Source organism: Pseudoalteromonas sp. Bsw20308 (assembly GCF_000310105.2).
GTDB classification, from domain to species: Bacteria; Pseudomonadota; Gammaproteobacteria; order Enterobacterales; family Alteromonadaceae; genus Pseudoalteromonas; species Pseudoalteromonas fuliginea.
In genome coordinates, this window is record NZ_CP013138.1 from 793,469 (window position 1) to 813,023 (window position 19,555).

Consider the following 19,555-nt stretch of genomic DNA (forward strand, 5'->3'; position numbering starts at 1 on the left):
TAATAGGAGCATGAATGTCATCAGAATCGAGCGGTTTTTTATTTTTAAAAGAAGACCATGATGAAGTCATCTCAGAGCCTTCTGATTGTTGGGATATTTTAATCGTCGATGACGATCCTGCTATTCATTCTGTAACTAAATTAGCTCTCTCTGGGTTGGAATACAAAGGAGCTGGATTTCGATTTCATGATGCTTATTCTGGTGCTGAAGCTATTGCTATATTATCTCGAAAAAACTCAATCTCAGTCATTTTTTTAGATGTGATAATGGAAACTGATGATGCAGGTTTACAGGTTGTAAGGCGGGTCCGTGAGGAGCTTAATAACCAACATGTTAGGATTATTTTACGTACGGGGCAAGCCGGTAGTATACCTGAAGAAAAAGTAACTCGTGAATATGACATCAATGATTATAAAACAAAAACGGAATTAACACGTTCTAAGCTCGTCACCTCTTTAATTACCGCAATTCGCTCATATGAACAAATTGGCCAATTAGAGTACCAGCATAAAGCAATGGACTCTATTTTATCGGCTTCGAAGTCTATTTTAGGACAGACCGACATAAAAGTACTGTGCAGAAGAATTATAAAGCACTTAAGTGTTATTTTACAGTGCCCGGATAAAGGCTTAATTTGCAGCAAACTAGATGGTAATAATTACATTCAAGTCTTGGGTGGTTGCACGCGCTATGAAACATACTTTGGAGAAAATTTAGCTGAGGTTGATAGTCGGATATACAATGAAGTAGAAGCGTCTTTTAGTCAAAAAAAACATCAATATACAGATACTAGCGCTACATTTGTTTTAAGAAGTAAGCACAGAAAAGCAGCCATTTATATTGAATGCGACGAAGTGATAACGCGTACTCAATTGCAATTTGCAGAAATATTTTTTGCAAATGTAAGCATTGCTTTAGATAACGTTAGGCTATTTGTTAAGTTGAGAGATGCGGCTTACAGAGACGTACTGACAGGTATTTCCAATCGAACTAATTTTATTGAGCGAATAGAGCGCTATCAAAAACCACAAAAAAATGACTACCTTCTTGTTTTACTTGATGTAATGAATTTTTCGGATGTTAATAATGGTTTAGGGCAAGAGGTTGGTAATAAGTTATTAATTGCTATTGTTGAGCGTTTAAAGGAAATTTACCCAACAGCTAAATTACTATCACGTATTGGGGCTGATGTATTTGGTTTTGTTATCCTTAAAAATGAATTTAATATTACAGACTTTAACGAAAAACTTAGTATTTCATTTTGTGCTGCAGAGCATATATTACCGGTGGGGTTTAAAATTGGTTTATGTCAACAGCAAGATTTTCAAAGTACAGGTATTGAAACCCTCAAAGTAGCTTATATTGCGCTTAATCAAGCTAAAAAGAATAAACATAAAGAAGGTGTTTATTACTGCGTTGATATGGAGGACGCCATTGCATGGCGACTCGGTATTATTAGGCAACTAAGGCATGATTTTGCTAGAAATAAACTAGAGGTGTGGTATCAGCCTCAATTGGCGTTTAATGATCTATCATTAATTGGCTGTGAGGCGCTTTTGCGCTGGCCTTTAGAAAATGGCACTTATATTTCACCTGCTGTATTTATTCCCTTAGCTGAAGATGCAGGGCTAATAGTTGATATAGGACAATGGGTATTAGAGCAAGCATGCCAGCAACAAAAACGATTGGAAAGTGCCGGCGCAGATATTTGCATTGCAGTAAATGTATCTGTTCCACAATTTAAAGTAAAAGGGTATGCACAAACCGTTAAAAATACATTATTAAAATATGGTGTGCAGCCAAAAAATATAGAGTTGGAAGTAACTGAAAGTGTGGTTATGGATGAGTTAGAAACTGTCATTAATACACTCCAAGAACTCAAAAAATTAGGTGTTGAGGTGGCTATTGATGATTTTGGTACAGGCTTTTCATCTTTAAGTTATATCCAGAGTTTACCAATTGATAGATTAAAAATAGATAGGGCGTTTATTAAAGGTTTACCAAATGATGACACAGGTGCAATAGCTGCTTTGGTTATATCACTTGGTGCTAAGTTGGGTTTAAAAACGATTGCAGAAGGAGTTGAAACGCAGGAACAAGCTAAATTTTTGAAAGATTTAGGGTGCGATGAGGTGCAAGGGTTTATGTATGCCAAGCCGATGCCTGAGCACGAATTAATTGAGTTTATTAATAAGCAAAATAATTAAAGTTAAATTATGATTTTACAGCTAAAGCCACATCACACATTGTAATGTTGTATATATAAACAATGCTATAAGGTATAATTCGCGCCTTTTGTTATTCTACGGCTAAATTTATGAGCACACTCAAAGCTAAGCGCGCCTTATTTTCATACCCTAAATATTGGGCTGAATGTTATGGCACCGCGCCATTTTTACCTACTACACGTGAAGAAATGGATGCACTTGGCTGGGATAGCTGCGACATAATTATTATCAGTGGCGACGCGTACGTTGATCATCCTAGTTTTGGTATGGCGGTAATTGGCCGTGTACTTGAAGCGCAAGGCTTTAGAGTGGGCATTATTGCCCAGCCAGCATGGGACTCTAAAGATGCATTTATGGAGCTAGGCAGACCGAATTTATTTTTTGGTGTAACAGCTGGGAACATGGATTCAATGATCAACCGCTATACTGCCGAAAAGCGTATGCGTCATGATGATGCTTACACACCTGATAACGTCGGCGGTAAACGCCCCGATCGTGCCGTAATGATTTACTCGCAAAAATGCCGTGAAGCATACAAAGGTATCCCAATTGTTATTGGTGGTATTGAAGCTAGCCTTCGTCGTATTGCTCATTATGATTATTGGCAAGAAAAAGTACGTCGTAGTATTTTGTTTGATGCAAAAGCGGATATTTTAATTTATGGCAACGCAGAGCGCCCGTTAGTTGAAGTTGCACACCGTATTGCGGCGGGCGAAACGATGGATACGATTCAGGATATTCGCGGCACGGCTGTTATTCGAAAAGAGCCCCTACCTGGTTGGCGTGGCAGTGATTCTACCGCTATTGATAAAATTGGTAAAATCGACCCTATTCCAAACCCATATGGCGCGGATGATGTTGGCTGTAGTAAATCTGAATTTAAACAAGCCGGTATTGATTTAAAAGCTGAAGCTGCAAAACCAATTATGGTTCAGCCTGCGCGACCTAAACCGTGGGAAAAAACCTACGTTAAGTTACCTGCTTATGAGCAAGTAAGTGTTAACAAACCTTTGTACGCCCACGCCTCGCGCATTTTGCATCAAGAAACAAATCCTGGTTGTGCAAGAGCGCTGTTTCAGCGACACGGCGATCGTTCTATTTGGGTAAACCCGCCAGCATACCCGTTAGAAACACATGAAATGGATGCTGTATTTGGTTTGCCGTATCAGCGTATTCCTCACCCAAGTTATGGTGATGCTAAAATACCTGCTTACGATATGATTAAAACATCAGTTAATATTATGCGTGGCTGTTTTGGTGGTTGTTCGTTTTGCTCAATTACAGAGCATGAAGGGCGCATTATTCAAAGTCGTTCGCAAGAATCTATTATTGAAGAAATTGAACAAATTAGAGATAAAGTTCCCGGCTTTACTGGTGTTATTTCTGATTTAGGTGGTCCAACGGCGAATATGTATAAGCTGCGCTGTACGAGCAAAAAGGCAGAGAGTACCTGTAGACGCTTATCATGTGTATATCCTGATATTTGTAAACACATGGATACAGATCATACGCCAACAATAGATTTGTATAAAAAAGCACGTGAAGTTAAGGGTATTAAAAAGGTATTGATTGCTTCAGGTGTTCGTTATGACCTAGCTGTACGCGACCCTCGTTACGTTAAAGAGTTAGTAACTCATCATGTGGGTGGCTACTTAAAAATAGCGCCAGAGCATACAGAGGATGGTCCATTATCAAAAATGATGAAACCAGGTATGGGAGCGTACGATCAATTTAAAGAACTATTTGATAAGTACTCTAAAGAAGCCGGTAAAAAGCAGTATTTAATTCCTTACTTTATATCTGCTCACCCAGGTACAAAAGATGAAGACATGGTAAATATGGCTTTATGGCTTAAATCAAACGACTTTAAGCTTGATCAGGTACAAAATTTTTACCCATCACCTATGGCTAATGCGACGACTATTTACCATACAGAGATGAACTCTTTACGTAATATAAAAAACAACTCAGAAGTTGTTCCAGTACCTAAAGGCGCTCGCCAACGTAGATTGCATAAAGCTATTTTACGCTACCATGATGCAGCAGGTTGGCCGATGATACGTGAAGCACTACGTAAAATGGGTAAAGCTAATTTAATTGGTAAAGGGCCTAACTGTTTAGTGCCAGAAGAAGGGCGTGATGAAAAAATAGGTAAAGGCGGTAAAAAAGGCGGGCGACCAGCATTAACGCGACATACCGGTTTTAGCCAATTTAAAAAGGCAAACACTAAACCAAAAGTAGGTGGTAATCGTCAAAGTACACGTTAGTAATTCAATCTGCCAGTTATTAGTTTAATTGCGATACGCGCTTTTCAGCCTTCGTAATACGTAAGTTGAGTTAACCTTGCTCTTTATTATCAATATTATTGTAGATGATAAAGAGTGAGCTTTTAGAGCCCCCTCTTTGAGCTGCGCGTATTTAGTGCCTATATATTTGCAGTCAGTTCTTCCTTATAACGTTGATGATAACCACAAACGTAATTTAAGTGACCATAACGGCTGAATACCTGTTAGCCCTTGCGTCATTTTATTATCTTTTAAGATTATATAAGATGGCGTGACTTGCCCTTGCCAATCGGTAAATATTTCACTGTGTTGATCGTTGACGGTCGTAAAACTGTAGCCATGATCATTTAGATAGTTATGTAGTTCTTGATCAGAACCTGATTTTATTGCGATGCTCACGACAGGATAATTATTCTCGTTTGCGAGTTCGTTTATGGCAGGGGAGGTAATACTACAAATAGAGCACCAAGTTCCCCAAAAATACACAAGGGTTGGTTTATCTTGGCTCATTGCTGCTAGATCAATGTTTTGCCCTTTATAATCTGTTAATTGTAATTGAGGATTTGCTGGCATGACAGGTTGCCGCCACCAATTGACGGCGGTATAAATGACGAAAAATATAGAGCCATATACCAATACACTTTTTAATATGGATACGCTTTTTTGTTTTAGCGTTTTTTTGGGTGTCACTTTTTTATTCTTGATATTCGTTGTCATAATTGCTGCTTTACCCTAAGTATTTTTTACTTTAGTTATTTGCAAAAAATTCTAATTTATACCAGCAACCAGGTAGCAGTTCCTAAAAAGGCGAATATACCAACAATATCTGTCACAGTGGTTAGCACCACACTCCCTGCAAGTGCGGGGTCTATATTCATTCTTTTAAGTATTATTGGAATACTTGCGCCAGCCACACCAGCCACGACTAAGTTCATAAACATAGCGAAGGCAAGTACACCACCAAGCATAAAGTCCCATTGCCATAGGGCAATAACACCTGCAATTAATAATGACCACAAAATACCGTTTAATGCACCAATGGCAAGTTCTTTCATCATTAAAAAGCGTTGGTTTGTTTGGTTTATATGGCCTACCGCAATACCGCGTATAACAAGCGTTAACGATTGACTTCCTGCAACGCCACCCATAGAAGGGACAATACCGTTTAGTACCGCCAAAATAGGTAAAACATCTAGTGTTCCTTCAAAAAAGCTAGCAACAAAGGCCGCTGCAAGTGCGGTTAGTAAATTGACACCTAACCAAACTGAGCGCTTTTTAGAGCTTTTGAGTACTGGCGCAAAGGTATCTTCTTCATCATCTAGACCGGCTAAGCCTAGTAAACTATGCTCTGCATCTTCTCGAATTACGTCAACAATATCATCGATAGTGACACGACCAAGTAATTGATCGTTATCATCCACAACAGGTGCTGATATCCAATTATGGCGCTCAAATAGTTGCGCGACTTCACTTTCATCCATTGAAATTGGGATTGATTCACAATCTTCATCCATTAAATCGCGAACAATTTTTTCAGGTGGGTTCGTTAATAACGTACTCAGTGATAGAGCGCCTATAAAACAGTTGTGTTTATCAACAACATATAGGTCATCTGTACCTTCTGGTAGCTCCCCACGTAGCCTAATATATCTAAGTACAACATCGAGCGTTACATCAGGACGAATGGTTACCGTATCGGTGTTCATTAGCGCGCCAGCTGAACGCTCTTGATATGAAAGTGCTTGTGTTGCACGTTCACGGTCTTGAATATCCATCGCGCTGACAACGTCTTTATAAACGGTGTCTGGTAAACTACGGAGTACTTCACCTAAGTCATCGTGGCCCATGTCTTCAGTTGCGGCTGCAATGTGCTCAGGTTCCATTTGGGCAATAATGCCTAAACGAACATCTTCGGAAAGCTCTTCAAGAACATCACCTTGTACATCAGGGTCAACCAACTGCCAAAGTAGTCGGCGAATTTTATGCGGCGATGACTCTAATAATAATGCGGTATCACAAGGAGCTGTTTTTGCTAACATCCGCCTAACTTGAACAAATTGACCACTGTTAAGCGACTTTGTCACTTGTTTTAATTGTTGTAGTGGATAGTCTTGTTCAAAAGCTTCAGGCATTGGCGTCCTTATTGATTTCTATATAACTATGGATAGGGAGGTTTATTAATGGGGTAATTAACCACATTTAGTTTATCTTAGTTTCGGTTTTTAGCTAAGTGCTATTCTTCTTCATTAAAGCGTTGTGCTATCAATTGACCAACGGCATTTAAAGCTTGTTCGGCATCAGGGCCCTCACACACTACTTTTACCTCTTTTCCTTGACTGCTTTCCAGTAGCATTAAAGCCAATACACTGTCCCCAGGCGCTTCTTTATCATCTTGATATATCATGATTGAGGCATCAAATTTAATAGCAAGTTGCGCTAATACTGTAGCGGCTCTTGCATGAAGTCCTAATTTATTTTTTATTAAAAAAGTGTCTTCTAAACGCATAAGTTACTCTACCTAAGCTGAACAGATGATTATTTTGAATGAGTTATTTTTCTTGTTCTCTATGGCGGATTTTTACATTTGGATGTGTCATCGAAAAACTTTCACCAATCGTTTGTGCTAAATATACTGAGCGATGTTGCCCACCAGTACAACCTATAGCAATAGTTAAGTAGCTACGGTTATTTCGCTCTAAATGTGGCAACCATGTTTGTACAAAAGTTTGAATTTGCCAAGTGAACTTTTGGACAATGCTGTGGCTGGCTAAGTAATCCTTTACGGGTTGGTCTAAGCCATTTAAAGGTTTTAATTCTGGCTCCCAATGTGGGTTCGGTAAAAAGCGTGCATCAAAGACATAATCAGCTTCCTTAGGAATGCCGTGTTTAAAGCCAAACGACTCAAAAGTAACAATGAGTTGTTTATCTTTTTTACCCAGAATTTTTTCACGAATTGATTCAGCAAGTTGATGAACACTTAAATCACTCGTGTCGATCATATAGTCAGCGCGAGTCGTGAGAACATCGAGTAGTTCTTTTTCTTTTTTTATAGCTAAATCAAGAGGTAATGAGTCAACTGATAACGGGTGTAGACGGCGAGTCTCAGAAAAACGTTTAATTAATGTTTGATCCTCACTGTCTAGATAAAACAGAGTCGGTTTAGCAAAGCCAGGTAAGTATTCAAGGATATCGTTAAATTCATCTTGCTCTTTTGGTAAATTACGGACATCAATACTAACTGCAATTTTGTCGTAGTTATCAGATACACTTCTCACTAAAGAAGGTAGCAGATTAATTGGAATATTATCTACGCAATAATAACCTAAATCTTCAACTACGCGTAAAGCAACCGATTTTCCAGAACCGGAACGGCCACTTATGATAATTAATTCCATTTATCACCCATTATGTTAATTACGATTGTTCTACAATAACTTGATACAGTTCAGTATCTGATTTTGCGCTGCGTAACTGTTTACAAAAATCTTTATTATTTAGTTTATCAGCTATCGTTGCGAGCGTCTTTAAGTGCTGCTGGTTATCGCCATCAGGTACGATGAGAGCAACAAATATATCAACAGGGCGATTATCTATTGCATCAAAATTAATAGGTGTTTCGCTTACTAATACGAGTGCTAAAGGCTCTTCTGCACCGCTCATTCGCCCATGAGGGATTGCAATACCTCTTCCTATACCAGTGCTTCCCAGTTTTTCTCTATTCATTAAGGCGCTGAGAATATCTTGTTGAGAAAGATATGGGAGCTTGTCATGAGCAAGTTGACTGATGAACTCTAAAATTCTTTTTTTACTATTAAAAAGGACCGCAGCTCTGCTGCAGTCCTGGCATATAAGTGAACTTAATTTCATAATATTAGTGTCGAGCAAGCTTCTCTTTGTGTTTAATAACTTGGCGATCGAGCTTGTCAATCAGCGAGTCAATGGCGGCGTACATATCTTGATGTTCAGTAGAGGCAAATAACTCAGCTCCACTTACATGAATCGTTGCCTCAGCTTTTTGGTTTAATTTTTCTATATCAAGAATGACATGAACATTATTAATATGATCTGAGTGTCTTTCTAGCTTCGCAAATTTGGTATTTACATAATCTCTTAATGAATCAGTTACTTCTACGTGACGACCAGTTAAGTTTAGTTGCATAAGCATTACCCTCTTTGTTTAGCGTCTTAAATCAAACTTTTTCGCTGATTTGACGGTGGAATAGCTAGAGATTCGCGATATTTTGCGATTGTACGTCTCGCTACTTTTATTCCTTGCTCAGCTAATATATCTGCAATTTTACTATCACTCAATGGTTTTGCTGAGTTTTCTGCTGCGATTAATTTTTTAATGAGAGCGCGTATTGCTGTTGATGAGCATTCGCCTCCATTTTCAGTACTTACATGGCTTGAGAAAAAATATTTAAGCTCAAAAATACCGCGAGGTGTATGCATATATTTTTGAGTTGTTACGCGTGAAATAGTTGATTCGTGCATTTCTACCATTTCTGCTACATCATTTAAAACCATTGGTTTCATGGCTTCGGGGCCATGCTCAAAAAAACCTTGTTGTTGCTTAACAATACAATTAGTTACTTTTAATAGTGTATCGTTTCTACTTTCTAAACTTTTAATAAACCATTTAGCTTCTTGTAGATGCGAGCGAATAAACTGGCTATCACCACTTGATTTAACGGTGCGTGACATTGCTGCATATTGGCTGTTGACTCTGATTTTAGGCATGCTATCTGGGTTTAGTTCAACAACCCAGCGACCTTTTATTTTTTTCACCGATACATCAGGAATTACATACTCAGATTCTTCTCTAACTATAGTATCCGCCGGTTTTGGGCTAAGAGTATGTATTAAAGTCATTATTTCTTTAAGCTCTTCTTCTTTGAGCTTTGTTTTTTTCATTAATGTACGATAGTCGCGAGCAGCTAATAGATCAATGTGCTCGGTTAAAATCATTTTTGTTTCATTAATATAGGGTGTTTCTTTATCGTATTGGTTCAGCTGAATACATAAGCATTCTTGTAAACTACGTGCTGCAATACCAACAGGGTCAAACAATTGAATTCGTTTTAAAACAGCTTCTATTTCGTCAAGTTCAACTTCGTTGTCTTCTTCGTTCTCTTGATTAAAACTTTCTAAAATTTCTTCGCAGCTCAGCGTTAAAATACCCGAATCATCTACGGCTTCAACAATCGCAATCGCAATCGCTTCATCGGTAGGACTAAAGGGAGTCAGTTGTAGTTGCCACATTAGGTATTCATGGAGCGTTTCAGTTGAGGAGCCTTGGTATATAGATTCATCTTCAGGCATTGGTCCTGATGATGACGCTGGGGCTGCGCTCATATATTCATCCCAACTAACATCCATAGCCATTTCATCACTTAGCGTATCTTTAGCAAGTGCTTCACCACTGTCTTGCTCATATTCGCTCGGAACATCATCAGCATTTGCGCTAACAGTTACATCGTCGTTATCTGCTTTTTGCTCGTTTTTACCAGCAGAATCTTCGGCGTAATCTTGCTCTTCAACCTCTAATAGGGGGTTGCTGTCGAGTGCTTCTTGTATTTCTTGCTGGAGATCCAATGTACTGAGTTGCAGCAGGCGAATTGCTTGTTGCAGCTGTGGAGTCATTGTAAGTTGCTGGCCCATGCGCAGCTGTAATGATTGCCTCATGTATCTCTAACAATCCTTTTATGTTGTTATAATTAATACTAGCAGATGCTTAAAGACATGGCGTAAATGTTACAGCCTAAATTGTTCGCCTAAATAAACATCACGTACTGTTTTATCGTTTAATACGTGCTCTGGTGTACCAGAAGCAATTAACTCACCATGAGAAACTATGTAGGCTTTTTCGCAAACATCAAGAGTTTCTCTTACATTATGGTCGGTAATTAACACACCAATACCACGATTTTTAAGATGTTCTATTATTTTCTTTATATCTAACACTGAAATAGGGTCAACACCAGCAAAAGGCTCATCAAGCAATATAAATTTAGGATCAGCGGCTAGTGCTCGCGCTATTTCAACTCGGCGACGCTCGCCTCCTGATAATGCCATACCTTGGCTATCACGAATGTGCTGAATACTAAATTCATCTAATAAATTGTTAAGTGTGTCTTCTCTTGCTTGCTTATTTAGCTCTTTACGTGTTTCTAAAATAGCCATTAAATTTTGATAAACAGTAAGCTTTCTAAAAATTGATGATTCTTGGGGTAAGTAACCAATGCCTAATCTAGCACGACTATGCATAGGTAAAAGAGTAATATCGTTATCGTCGATAGAAATCTTGCCTTTATCACTAGGTACAAGGCCTACAATCATATAAAACGTTGTGGTTTTACCTGCACCATTAGGGCCAAGTAACCCGACTATGCTGCCAGCCTTTACTTCCAGACCTACATTTTTTACAACTTCACGGCCTTTATAACTTTTAGCTAATAGTTCTGCTTTTAATGTACTCATGGCTGACCTTTATCGTTTTTTTCTTTTTTAGTCTCAATAGGTACTAAAATAGTATGCACACGATCGGTTGAGTTTTCGTCTTTTTCAGCGCTAATTAATTGCTGTTGCATATCGTAAGTAATACTCTTGGCATTTATTTTTTGACCCGCTTGCGATACTTGTGCATCGCCAATAAGGGTTAAAAATCGTTTAGCTACATCATAACGAACTTCGTTTGCGCTGGCGCTCATTATAGTGCCATCAGTTTGTTTTTCTTCGAAATATGCAGGGCTACCAGTTGCAATTAGTAGCTGTTTATTATCGCCTAATTCATCACGTTTATGTACTTCTAAACGGTCGGCTGTAATACGGCGGTTGCCGTGAATAATCTCAACATTTTTTTCAAAAATTCCGACGTTTTCTTTTAATTGGCCTTCTTGTTTGTCGGCACTTATTGATATTTGATTCGCTGCAGGTTGAATCGCTTGTTCAGCAGCGCTAAGGTTGAAAGCTAGTATAAGTGTCGGAATAATAAGTATTTTTGAAATTTTATTGGTCATAATATATAGTTCGCGTATGGTTAATAAGTTTTATCACTTCAGTTTTTAAATCGGCTTCAAGGCCTTTACCGGTGATCTTTAAATTGGGTCCCGTAACAATAACGGGTTGCTCTGAACGCATCGTGAGTAGTTTTATATCTACTTGAATATTATCCGCATTAATCTTGTCTATCATTGCATTATCAGTAAGATTCTTGGCAACCACGTTACCTTCTAAAATTAATTGTTTTCCTTCATATAACGTTGCTTCGTCTGCATTTATTCGCCATGTTTGTTTTTCGTTATATAAGGTGAAAATGGGCTTTTCAAAAAAGGTAAAGCCTAACTGTTGATATAATTCCATTTTAGCAGCTGTAACTTTATGATTAATTTTACCATTTTCATCATAGGCCGTTTGTTTTAGCTCAATAGCAATATAATCAGGCTTAGCGATAACTTCAGCTTCAACCTGAGCTGTCATATTTGTTTGTGCAAAATAAGGGTACCAAAGCCAAACCATACAGCTGATGAATAAAACGCTTAAAATTATGCGCGCTGTATTCATGAACTAGTACCTTTGCTAGTAAGTGGTTTGTCGTTCTCTAGCATAAGTAAGTCGGTTAGTTCTCTCACTGCGCCAAAACCACCCAGCATCTGTGTCGTGTAATGTGATAAACGCTTGATTAGTGGGTGAGCATCGTTAACTGCAACGGCAAACCCGACTAATTCCATTACTGGCATATCGGGGCCATCATCACCAATGTAGGCAATTTGATCATCACTTAGGTGAAGCTTGTTTTTTAGCTCTTCGTAAGCAATAAGCTTGTTTTCTTGACCTTGATAAATATGTTGTACTGTTAAACTGGTCATACGTTGTTGCACTATCTGCGAATGGCGACCAGTAATAACAGCCACTTCAAAGCCACTGTTTATAAGCGCTTTAATGCCAAAACCATCTTTTGTATTAAATGCTTTGAGCTCTTCACCTTGATTGCCAAGATAAATTCGGCCATCAGAAAATACACCATCAATATCGCATATAAGTAGTTTTACTTTTTTAGCACGTGCTTTTGCATCAGCACTCAGCGGTTGATAGAGTTCTTCAAATTGCATTTATAATACTCCTGCTTTTAATAAGTCTTGCATATTTAGTGCGCCAATAGGCTGGTTTTGCTCATTAACAACAATCAAGCCATTTATACGTTTGTGTTCCATTATATTAAGCGCTTCAGCAGCTAAAATATCTTGTGTCGCTGTTGTGCATGACCTAGTCATAACAAGGTCTATTTGTGTTGTATGAATATCTAGTCTTTGCTCTAAAATACGGCGTAAATCACCGTCGGTAAATAATCCCACGAGCTGATTACTTTTATCAACAATGGCTGTCATACCAAGGCCTTTGGCTGACATTTCAATAAGTGCATCTTTTACGGTTTGTGAAACGCTAATAATAGGTGTATTTGCGCCGCTGTGCATAACATCTTTTAAGGTTAGTAATAATCGTTTGCCTAAACTGCCCCCAGGGTGAGAAAGCGCAAAATCATCGGCGGTAAAACCACGAGCTTCTAACAGAGCCACTGCCATCGCATCGCCCATAGCAAGAGTCGCTGTAGTGCTCGCCGTTGGTGCTAACCCTAAAGAGCATGCTTCTTTTTCTACTTTAATGCATACATGTACATTTGCATGTGTTGCCATGGTCGATTTAGTATTGCCTGTCATGGCGATTATTTTTGCGCCAAGGCGTTTTAAAACAGGGATAATATTTAAAACTTCACTCGTCTCACCTGAGTTTGAAATAAGCATGACAACATCGTTTTTGGTGATCATTCCTAAATCGCCATGGCTAGCTTCGCCTGGGTGTACAAAAAAGGCAGGGCTTCCTGTACTTGCAAGTGTTGCTGCAATTTTATTACCTATATGGCCTGATTTACCCATGCCAATAACAATAATTCGACCTTCGCAGTCAAACATTAATTGGCATGCTTGATGAAAATTTTCATCTACATATTGCGCTATGTCATTAAGTGCTTGGCGTTCAATATTGAGAACACGAAGACCCTGTTCGATAAAGTTCAGCGTCGTCATTATTTACCCTACTTGACTAAAAATATACCCTTGGTAGCCCAAAAATGCGATAAGCAATAAGCCACCTTCCACTCTATTGATGCGTTGGGTGCCTCTAAAGTTCAATGACATGATGATAAGAGCAAATGTTGCACCAATCATAATGAGTATATCTCGACTCGCTACTGACGGATCGATAATGGATGGATTAATAATACCTGCGAGCGGTAACACAGCCAATATATTAAAAATGTTTGAACCAACAATATTGCCTAGAGCTAAATCATCTTCATTTTTTAATACACCGGCAATTGAAGCTGCAAGCTCCGGTAAGCTCGTGCCAATGGCAATAATAGTTAAGCCAATGACTAGATCGCTTAGGCCAAAGTATTTAGCTATGTCGACTGCGGAACCAATTAAAAAATGTGAGCTAACAGGGAGTAGAACCATGCCAATAACTAACCAAAATACCGCTTTTTTAGTTGGTACATCGTTAGGTACGTCGTCACAGGCTTCGGTTATAAATGGGTCATCTTGGTTTTTTGCGCGCAGTGAAATAATAATCAAACCGCCTATAAACACGATAAAGCCAATAAGTAAGGCGATACCTTCGGCTAATGAAAAATAATTGTCTGAAAAAATATACCAGGTAGCGAATGATATCAGCAAGACCAGTGGCATTTCGCGTTTTAATGTACTTGAAGATACAGACAGAGGTCTAAATAACGCTGTAATACCTAACACAAGTAGAATGTTTGTTATGTTTGAACCGACAGCGTTACCAACTGCAGTATCTGTTTTATTTGCGAGCGCTGCAGAAGCGGAAACCATCATCTCTGGGGCTGACGAACCCATTGCCACAACAGTTAAGCCTACAATTAGGGTTGGTACGCCAAAGTTTTTTGCAAGTGCCGCTGCGCCATAAACAAACCTGTCTGCACTCCAAACAAGAGCCGCAAAACCAAGAATTAAAATAACAAACGAGGTAACCATTATATTAAGCCAGTTATTCAAAATACAGATGGCGCGAATAGTAACAAAAGCAAAGGTGAAAGTATAAATAAAAGAGTCAGGTCAACTCTAATTACAATAACTTGTTGAATAATATTTTAAGGCGCTTATATCAGCACCTTAAGCTGCAGTTAAGCCGTTATAAACGAGTCTTATACTCCTTTTTGCAAGTGTATTACAAAATCTTACGAATTGTTTTTTCCATCTTGGTTAAAAAAGCTTTAAAATAGGTGCACTAGTGAACATTGTTATGGAGAGCGACTTGTCGCAATCAATAGTAGAAGTCAAGGATGTTAGCTTTTCGAGAGGCGATAGAAGCATATATAAAAATATGAGCTTTAGCGTTCCTAAAGGTAAAATCACTGCGATTATGGGGCCAAGCGGAATTGGTAAAACGACCATGTTGCGTTTAATTGGCGGTCAACTTAAGCCTGACTCCGGTGATATTTTATTTGAAGGTGGTAGTATCCCAAATATGTCGCGCAAAGAACTCTACGAAGCGCGAACTAAAATGAGTATGCTTTTTCAAAGTGGTGCGTTGTTTACTGATATGTCGGTATTCGATAATATAGCGTTTCCAATTAGGGAACACACTGAGTTGAGTGAAGACCTAATTCGGTTGGTTGTGCTAATGAAATTGCAAGCTGTTGGGCTACGCGGAGCGAAAGATTTAATGCCTTCTGAATTATCGGGAGGTATGGCTAGGCGCGCAGCTCTGGCACGTGCTATTGCGCTCGACCCTGAACTTATAATGTACGATGAACCATTTGCAGGCCAAGATCCTATTTCTATGGGGGTGTTGGTTAAATTAATTAAGTCACTCAACGAAGTGCTTGGTTTATCTTCTTTAATTGTAACCCATGATGTTAACGAGGTAATGAGTATTGCTGACCACGTTATTATTATCGCTGATCAGGGTGTAATTGGTTGTGGAACACCTGACGAAATGCGCAATCATGAGTCTCCTTTAGTGCAACAGTTTTTAAAAGGTTTGTCTGATGGTCCCGTGCCTTTTCATTTTCCAGCTCAAACATATGCAGATGAGTTGCTTGGAGAAAAAGCATAATGTTGGATTTATTTCAAAAATTAGGGCATAAGACGCTAGGTCGTTTTGCGGCTCTGGGTCGCTCAACTTATATGCTTTTTGGCGCACTTGTAAATGTACCTAACTTTAAAAAGGGTACACCTCTACTTATTCGTCAGCTCTACATGGTGGGTTCGCAATCTTTGCTCATTATTATGGTGTCAGGTTTATTTATCGGTATGGTCTTGGCATTACAAGGCTATACGGTATTAGTTGGATATGGTGCAGAGGATAGTTTAGGGCCATTAGTGGCATTAAGTTTATTACGAGAACTCGGGCCTGTTGTTACAGCGTTATTATTTGCAGGGCGAGCGGGCAGTGCGCTTACTGCAGAAATAGGCTTAATGAAAGCAACAGAACAGTTATCATCATTGGAAATGATGGCAATTGATCCACTAAAACGAATTATTGCACCGCGCTTTTGGGCAGGCTTTATAAGTATGCCGTTACTAGCGGTGATATTTTCAGCAGTGGCAATTATTGGTGCTCATTTAGTCGGAGTTGATTGGCTTGGTGTTGATACGGGTAGCTTTTGGTCAATTATGCAATCACAAGTATCATTTCAGCAAGACATACTAAACGGTATTATTAAGAGCTTTGTATTCGCCATTGTGGTGACTTGGATAGCACTTTATAAAGGGTATGACTGTGTGCCGACCTCTGAAGGGATCAGTAAAGCAACCACCGAAACGGTTGTTCATTCGTCATTGGCGGTTTTAGGGTTTGACTTTATTTTGACAGCGGTAATGTTTACCAGCTAATAGGGTATAGATAATGAATTCACGGAAATTAGAAATTTTAGTTGGTTTTTTTGTGGCGTTAGGAATTTTAGCGTTTGCTATGCTTGCGCTTAAAGTCGCCAATTCAGGTATTAGCGGCTCAGGCGAGACGTACACACTTAATGCTAAATTTGAAAACATAGGGTCATTAAAGGCACGTGCACCAGTAAAAGTGGGCGGAGTCGTTATTGGTCGAGTAGAGTCAATTTATGTTCATCCACAGGAGTTCTTGCCAGTGGTTAATATGACCATTGATGCACAGTATTTATGTCGTTTTTCAGACACGAGCTCAATCTCAATTTTAACATCGGGTATTTTAGGTGAGCAGTACCTAGGTATCCACCCTGTTATTTCTCCTAATTCAGCAGAGCAACGCTGTTTAGGTCAAGCCGTAACCGAAAATAAGCAAGACGAAGCAATTGATGATTTATTTGGTGTAGACAGTAAAGCGTTAGGTGACGGTGATTCAATCACTGATACTAAGTCTGCCATTGTACTTGAAGAGTTAATTGGGCAGTTTTTATTCAACCAAGGTAGTGAGTAATTATTATGTTGAAAAAGTTTCTAGCTATTGTAGCAATTAGCACAATGACGCTAACTCAAAGCGTAAGTGCTGCAGATGTTAAACTGAATGATCCAAACAAAATGGTGCGTCAAGTAGCGGACAATACGTTTGCACGTATCAAAAAAGATCAGCCATTAATCATTAAAAATCAAGAGCATCTTCGTGTCATTGTTGAAGAAGAATTAATGCCTTATATTGACTACAAATATGCAGCACTTCGCGTGTTAGGTAGTGAAGTATCTAAAGTACGAGCAATTACAGATGAAGCTGAAAAAGCCCAAGCGATTAAAGATATTCAGCGCTTTATTGGTGTATTTAGAGAATATTTAGTTGCCACTTACGCTGGTGTATTTACACAATATACAAATCAAAAAGTTGAGTTTGGTGCTGAGCAACCATTTAAAGGTAAAGATGTCGTTGTTGTTAAAACTAAAATTCTTGAAGATGGTAAACCTGATATCAGAATAGACTTTAAAGTTCGTGAAGATCGCGATGGTGAATGGCGAGCTTACGATATGATTGCTGAAGGTATTAGTTTATTAGACGCCAAACAAAGCGAACTACAAGGTATTTTACGTCAGCAAGGTATTGACAATGTAAGCAACCTTTTAGAGCAAAAGAGTAAGTTACCTGTTCAATTTAGAGGCAGTAGCTCGAATGACTAAATTGGCAATTAGCCAAGTTGATGAACAGCAGTTTCGAGTAAGTGGTGAACTTACTCGAAATTCCATTAGTAATGAACGGCTTTTGAACGATAAGTTAATAACTAAGCATAAAACCACTTATTTTGACCTTAGTGAGGTATCAAGGGTTGACACAGCGGGCTTAGCTTGGTTAATTCACTCTTTTGCAGAATTTAAGCAGCAAGGCATTCGTCTTGAATTGCAAAATCCACCTGAACAATTGCAAAATTTAATGCAGTTGGGTCAAGTTACAACCCTATTTGAGTGAGAGTTATGGAAACTAGCCAAGTCGAAACATTATTACGCGATGAACTTCAATTAGCTGAAGTGCATGTAAAAGCTAATGGTAGTCATTATGAAGTAATTGCAGTTGGTGAATGCTTTGACGGTTTAAGCCGTGTTAAAAAGCAACAGCTAGTTTATGGTCCGTTGATGAATACAATTTCAGATGGCACAATTCACGCAGTTTCTATTCGCGCTTTCACTCCAACAGAGTGGAAACGTGAACAAAAATTTATTTTACCGCAATAAGTAAGGCCTCCTAAATGGATCAATTTGTAATTCAAGGTGGCACTTCACTTGCTGGTGAAGTTACTATTTCTGGTGCTAAAAATGCAGCGCTTCCTATTTTGTTTGCTGCTTTACTTGCTGATGGTAAAAGTACATTTACTAATGTTCCACGTTTACGTGACATTGTTACCACCGAAGCACTATTAAAAACTTTAGGTGCAGATGTTAATTGGCAAGGCGACACACTTATTATTGATGGCGCAACGGTAAATCAGACGCTTGCCCCTTACGAGCTCGTTAAACAAATGCGTGCTTCTGTGCTTGCACTAGGCCCTTTAGTGGCACGCTTTGGTGAAGCTCAGGTTTCATTACCAGGTGGTTGTGCTATTGGTGCTCGTCCTGTTGATATCCATATTCAAGGTTTAGAGCGCTTAGGCGCACAAATAAGCGTTGAAAATGGTTATATTAATGCCAAGGTAAATGGTCGCTTAAAAGGCGCTGAAATCTTTATGGAGATGGTTAGTGTTGGTGCTACTGAAAATTTACTGATGGCAGCAGCGCTTGCTGATGGAAAAACCATACTTGATAATGCCGCGCGTGAGCCTGAAATTATCGATTTAGCTAATTGTTTAATTGCAATGGGTGCTAAAATCACTGGTGCAGGTACTAGCCGTATCGAAGTAGAAGGTGTTGAGCGCTTGGCGGGTTGTGAGCATAGTATTTTGCCAGATAGAATTGAAACAGGTACATTTTTAGTGGCGGCTGCAATGGCTGGCGGTGAGGTACTTTGTAAGAATACTGATTTTCATTCACTTGAACCTGTGATTGAAAAGCTGCGTGCAACGAATGCATTACTTGAGGTGCATGATGACAGTATTTACTTAGATATGCGTGGCCGAGAGCTTAAAGCTGTTAATATTAAAACCGCTCCACATCCTGGTTTTCCTACTGATATGCAAGCTCAATTTACAGCATTGAATGTTGTGGCAAATGGCAGTGCAACGATTACAGAAACGATTTTTGAAAACCGTTTTATGCATGTGCCTGAGTTACAGCGCATGGGTGCTAATATTCGTCTTGAGGGCAACACGGCTATTTGTGGTGAAACCAAAAGCCTAAGCGGTGCGCAAGTTATGGCAACTGACTTACGTGCTTCAGCGAGTCTAATTTTAACAGGTATAGTCGCGCAAGGTGAAACCGTTGTTGACCGTATTTATCACGTTGACAGAGGATATCAGCGCATTGAAGATAAGCTCAGTGCATTAGGTGCTAATATTAAACGTAGAAGCAGTTAAAAGCGCCTAATATATGTAGGTCGGATATGTAAATACACACCGACCTACAATTA

Annotated in this window: 22 protein-coding genes; 9 read left to right on the plus strand and 13 right to left on the minus strand. The window is 39.0% G+C overall.

Translation table 11 applies throughout. From position 1 onward, the window contains the following. The first annotated feature begins 14 nt into the window (after positions 1–14). Both D172_RS03370 and D172_RS03375 read left to right on the plus strand, forming a co-directional pair. The gene (locus D172_RS03370; protein WP_033023812.1) at positions 15–2,207 is read left to right on the plus strand and encodes an EAL domain-containing protein; all 2,193 of its coding nucleotides are present in this window, start codon (positions 15–17) and stop codon (positions 2,205–2,207) included. A gap of 110 nt (positions 2,208–2,317) precedes the next feature. Continuing rightward, positions 2,318–4,495, plus strand: a complete 2,178-nt coding sequence (locus tag D172_RS03375; protein WP_007378293.1) for a YgiQ family radical SAM protein — start codon at positions 2,318–2,320, stop codon at positions 4,493–4,495. A gap of 183 nt (positions 4,496–4,678) precedes the next feature. Here the strand turns inward: D172_RS03375 and D172_RS03380 are convergent, their stop codons facing one another. The 13 genes from D172_RS03380 to D172_RS03440 all read right to left on the minus strand — a co-directional run bounded on the left by D172_RS03380 (position 4,679) and on the right by D172_RS03440 (position 14,568). Then, positions 4,679–5,230 carry a protein disulfide oxidoreductase gene (locus D172_RS03380; RefSeq protein ID WP_007378294.1) on the minus strand — a complete coding sequence of 184 codons (552 nt, stop codon included), beginning with the start codon at positions 5,228–5,230 and terminating at the stop codon, positions 4,679–4,681. A gap of 56 nt (positions 5,231–5,286) precedes the next feature. Beyond that, positions 5,287–6,645, minus strand: a complete 1,359-nt coding sequence (gene mgtE, locus D172_RS03385) for a magnesium transporter (RefSeq protein WP_007378295.1) — start codon at positions 6,643–6,645, stop codon at positions 5,287–5,289. A gap of 101 nt (positions 6,646–6,746) precedes the next feature. Further along, entirely contained in the window at positions 6,747–7,019 is a 273-nt protein-coding gene (locus tag D172_RS03390) for an HPr family phosphocarrier protein (protein ID WP_007378296.1), read from the minus strand. A 43-nt stretch (positions 7,020–7,062) separates the two neighbouring features. Further along, positions 7,063–7,908, minus strand: coding sequence for an RNase adapter RapZ (rapZ, locus tag D172_RS03395; protein ID WP_007378297.1), 846 nt, complete (start codon positions 7,906–7,908; stop codon positions 7,063–7,065). A gap of 19 nt (positions 7,909–7,927) precedes the next feature. Further along, positions 7,928–8,380, minus strand: coding sequence for a PTS IIA-like nitrogen regulatory protein PtsN (gene ptsN, locus D172_RS03400; RefSeq protein ID WP_033015583.1), 453 nt, complete (start codon positions 8,378–8,380; stop codon positions 7,928–7,930). A 4-nt stretch (positions 8,381–8,384) separates the two neighbouring features. After that, positions 8,385–8,672 carry a ribosome hibernation promoting factor gene (gene hpf / locus D172_RS03405; protein WP_007378299.1) on the minus strand — a complete coding sequence of 96 codons (288 nt, stop codon included), beginning with the start codon at positions 8,670–8,672 and terminating at the stop codon, positions 8,385–8,387. 26 nt (positions 8,673–8,698) lie between these two features. Beyond that, positions 8,699–10,198, minus strand: a complete 1,500-nt coding sequence (locus tag D172_RS03410; RefSeq protein WP_007378300.1) for an RNA polymerase factor sigma-54 — start codon at positions 10,196–10,198, stop codon at positions 8,699–8,701. Positions 10,199–10,267: 69 nt separating this feature from the next. Then, entirely contained in the window at positions 10,268–10,993 is a 726-nt protein-coding gene (gene lptB, locus D172_RS03415; RefSeq protein ID WP_007378301.1) for an LPS export ABC transporter ATP-binding protein, read from the minus strand. Continuing rightward, positions 10,990–11,532 (minus strand): lipopolysaccharide transport periplasmic protein LptA, encoded by a 543-nt coding sequence (lptA, locus tag D172_RS03420; RefSeq protein WP_007378302.1) that lies wholly within the window; start codon positions 11,530–11,532, stop codon positions 10,990–10,992. The genes lptB and lptA overlap by 4 nt, the downstream gene beginning before the upstream one ends. Then, entirely contained in the window at positions 11,522–12,076 is a 555-nt protein-coding gene (gene lptC, locus D172_RS03425) for an LPS export ABC transporter periplasmic protein LptC (protein ID WP_007378303.1), read from the minus strand. The genes lptA and lptC overlap by 11 nt, the downstream gene beginning before the upstream one ends. Next, complete coding sequence (gene kdsC, locus D172_RS03430; RefSeq protein ID WP_007378304.1) at positions 12,073–12,624, minus strand: 3-deoxy-manno-octulosonate-8-phosphatase KdsC; 552 nt, start codon at positions 12,622–12,624, stop codon at positions 12,073–12,075. The genes lptC and kdsC overlap by 4 nt, the downstream gene beginning before the upstream one ends. Continuing rightward, positions 12,625–13,596, minus strand: a complete 972-nt coding sequence (locus D172_RS03435) for a KpsF/GutQ family sugar-phosphate isomerase (protein ID WP_007378305.1) — start codon at positions 13,594–13,596, stop codon at positions 12,625–12,627. It abuts the gene before it with no gap. A gap of 3 nt (positions 13,597–13,599) precedes the next feature. Next, entirely contained in the window at positions 13,600–14,568 is a 969-nt protein-coding gene (locus D172_RS03440; RefSeq protein WP_007378306.1) for a calcium/sodium antiporter, read from the minus strand. Positions 14,569–14,836: 268 nt separating this feature from the next. Here D172_RS03440 and D172_RS03445 point away from each other — a divergent pair, with 268 nt between their 5' ends. From D172_RS03445 to murA, 7 genes are read left to right on the plus strand one after another with little or no spacing between them, the layout of a single operon-like run. Continuing rightward, entirely contained in the window at positions 14,837–15,652 is an 816-nt protein-coding gene (locus D172_RS03445; protein ID WP_033015593.1) for an ATP-binding cassette domain-containing protein, read from the plus strand. Then, positions 15,652–16,431, plus strand: coding sequence for a lipid asymmetry maintenance ABC transporter permease subunit MlaE (gene mlaE / locus D172_RS03450; RefSeq protein WP_007378308.1), 780 nt, complete (start codon positions 15,652–15,654; stop codon positions 16,429–16,431). Before D172_RS03445 ends, mlaE begins: the two co-directional genes overlap by 1 nt. Before the next feature lie 13 nt (positions 16,432–16,444). Further along, positions 16,445–16,993: an outer membrane lipid asymmetry maintenance protein MlaD gene (mlaD, locus tag D172_RS03455; protein WP_007378309.1), complete on the plus strand. Its 549-nt coding sequence runs from the start codon at positions 16,445–16,447 to the stop codon at positions 16,991–16,993. Between the two features lie 5 nt (positions 16,994–16,998). Then, on the plus strand, positions 16,999–17,679 hold the full coding sequence (locus tag D172_RS03460) for an MlaC/ttg2D family ABC transporter substrate-binding protein (protein WP_007378310.1): 681 nt from the start codon (positions 16,999–17,001) through the stop codon (positions 17,677–17,679). Further along, on the plus strand, positions 17,672–17,965 hold the full coding sequence (locus D172_RS03465; RefSeq protein WP_007378311.1) for an STAS domain-containing protein: 294 nt from the start codon (positions 17,672–17,674) through the stop codon (positions 17,963–17,965). Before D172_RS03460 ends, D172_RS03465 begins: the two co-directional genes overlap by 8 nt. 5 nt (positions 17,966–17,970) lie before the next feature. Then, complete coding sequence (locus tag D172_RS03470) at positions 17,971–18,228, plus strand: BolA family protein (RefSeq protein WP_007378312.1); 258 nt, start codon at positions 17,971–17,973, stop codon at positions 18,226–18,228. Positions 18,229–18,242: 14 nt separating this feature from the next. Beyond that, a complete protein-coding gene (gene murA / locus D172_RS03475) occupies positions 18,243–19,502 on the plus strand; it encodes a UDP-N-acetylglucosamine 1-carboxyvinyltransferase (protein ID WP_007378313.1) in 1,260 nt (419 codons plus the stop codon). Positions 19,503–19,555 lie beyond the last annotated feature (53 nt).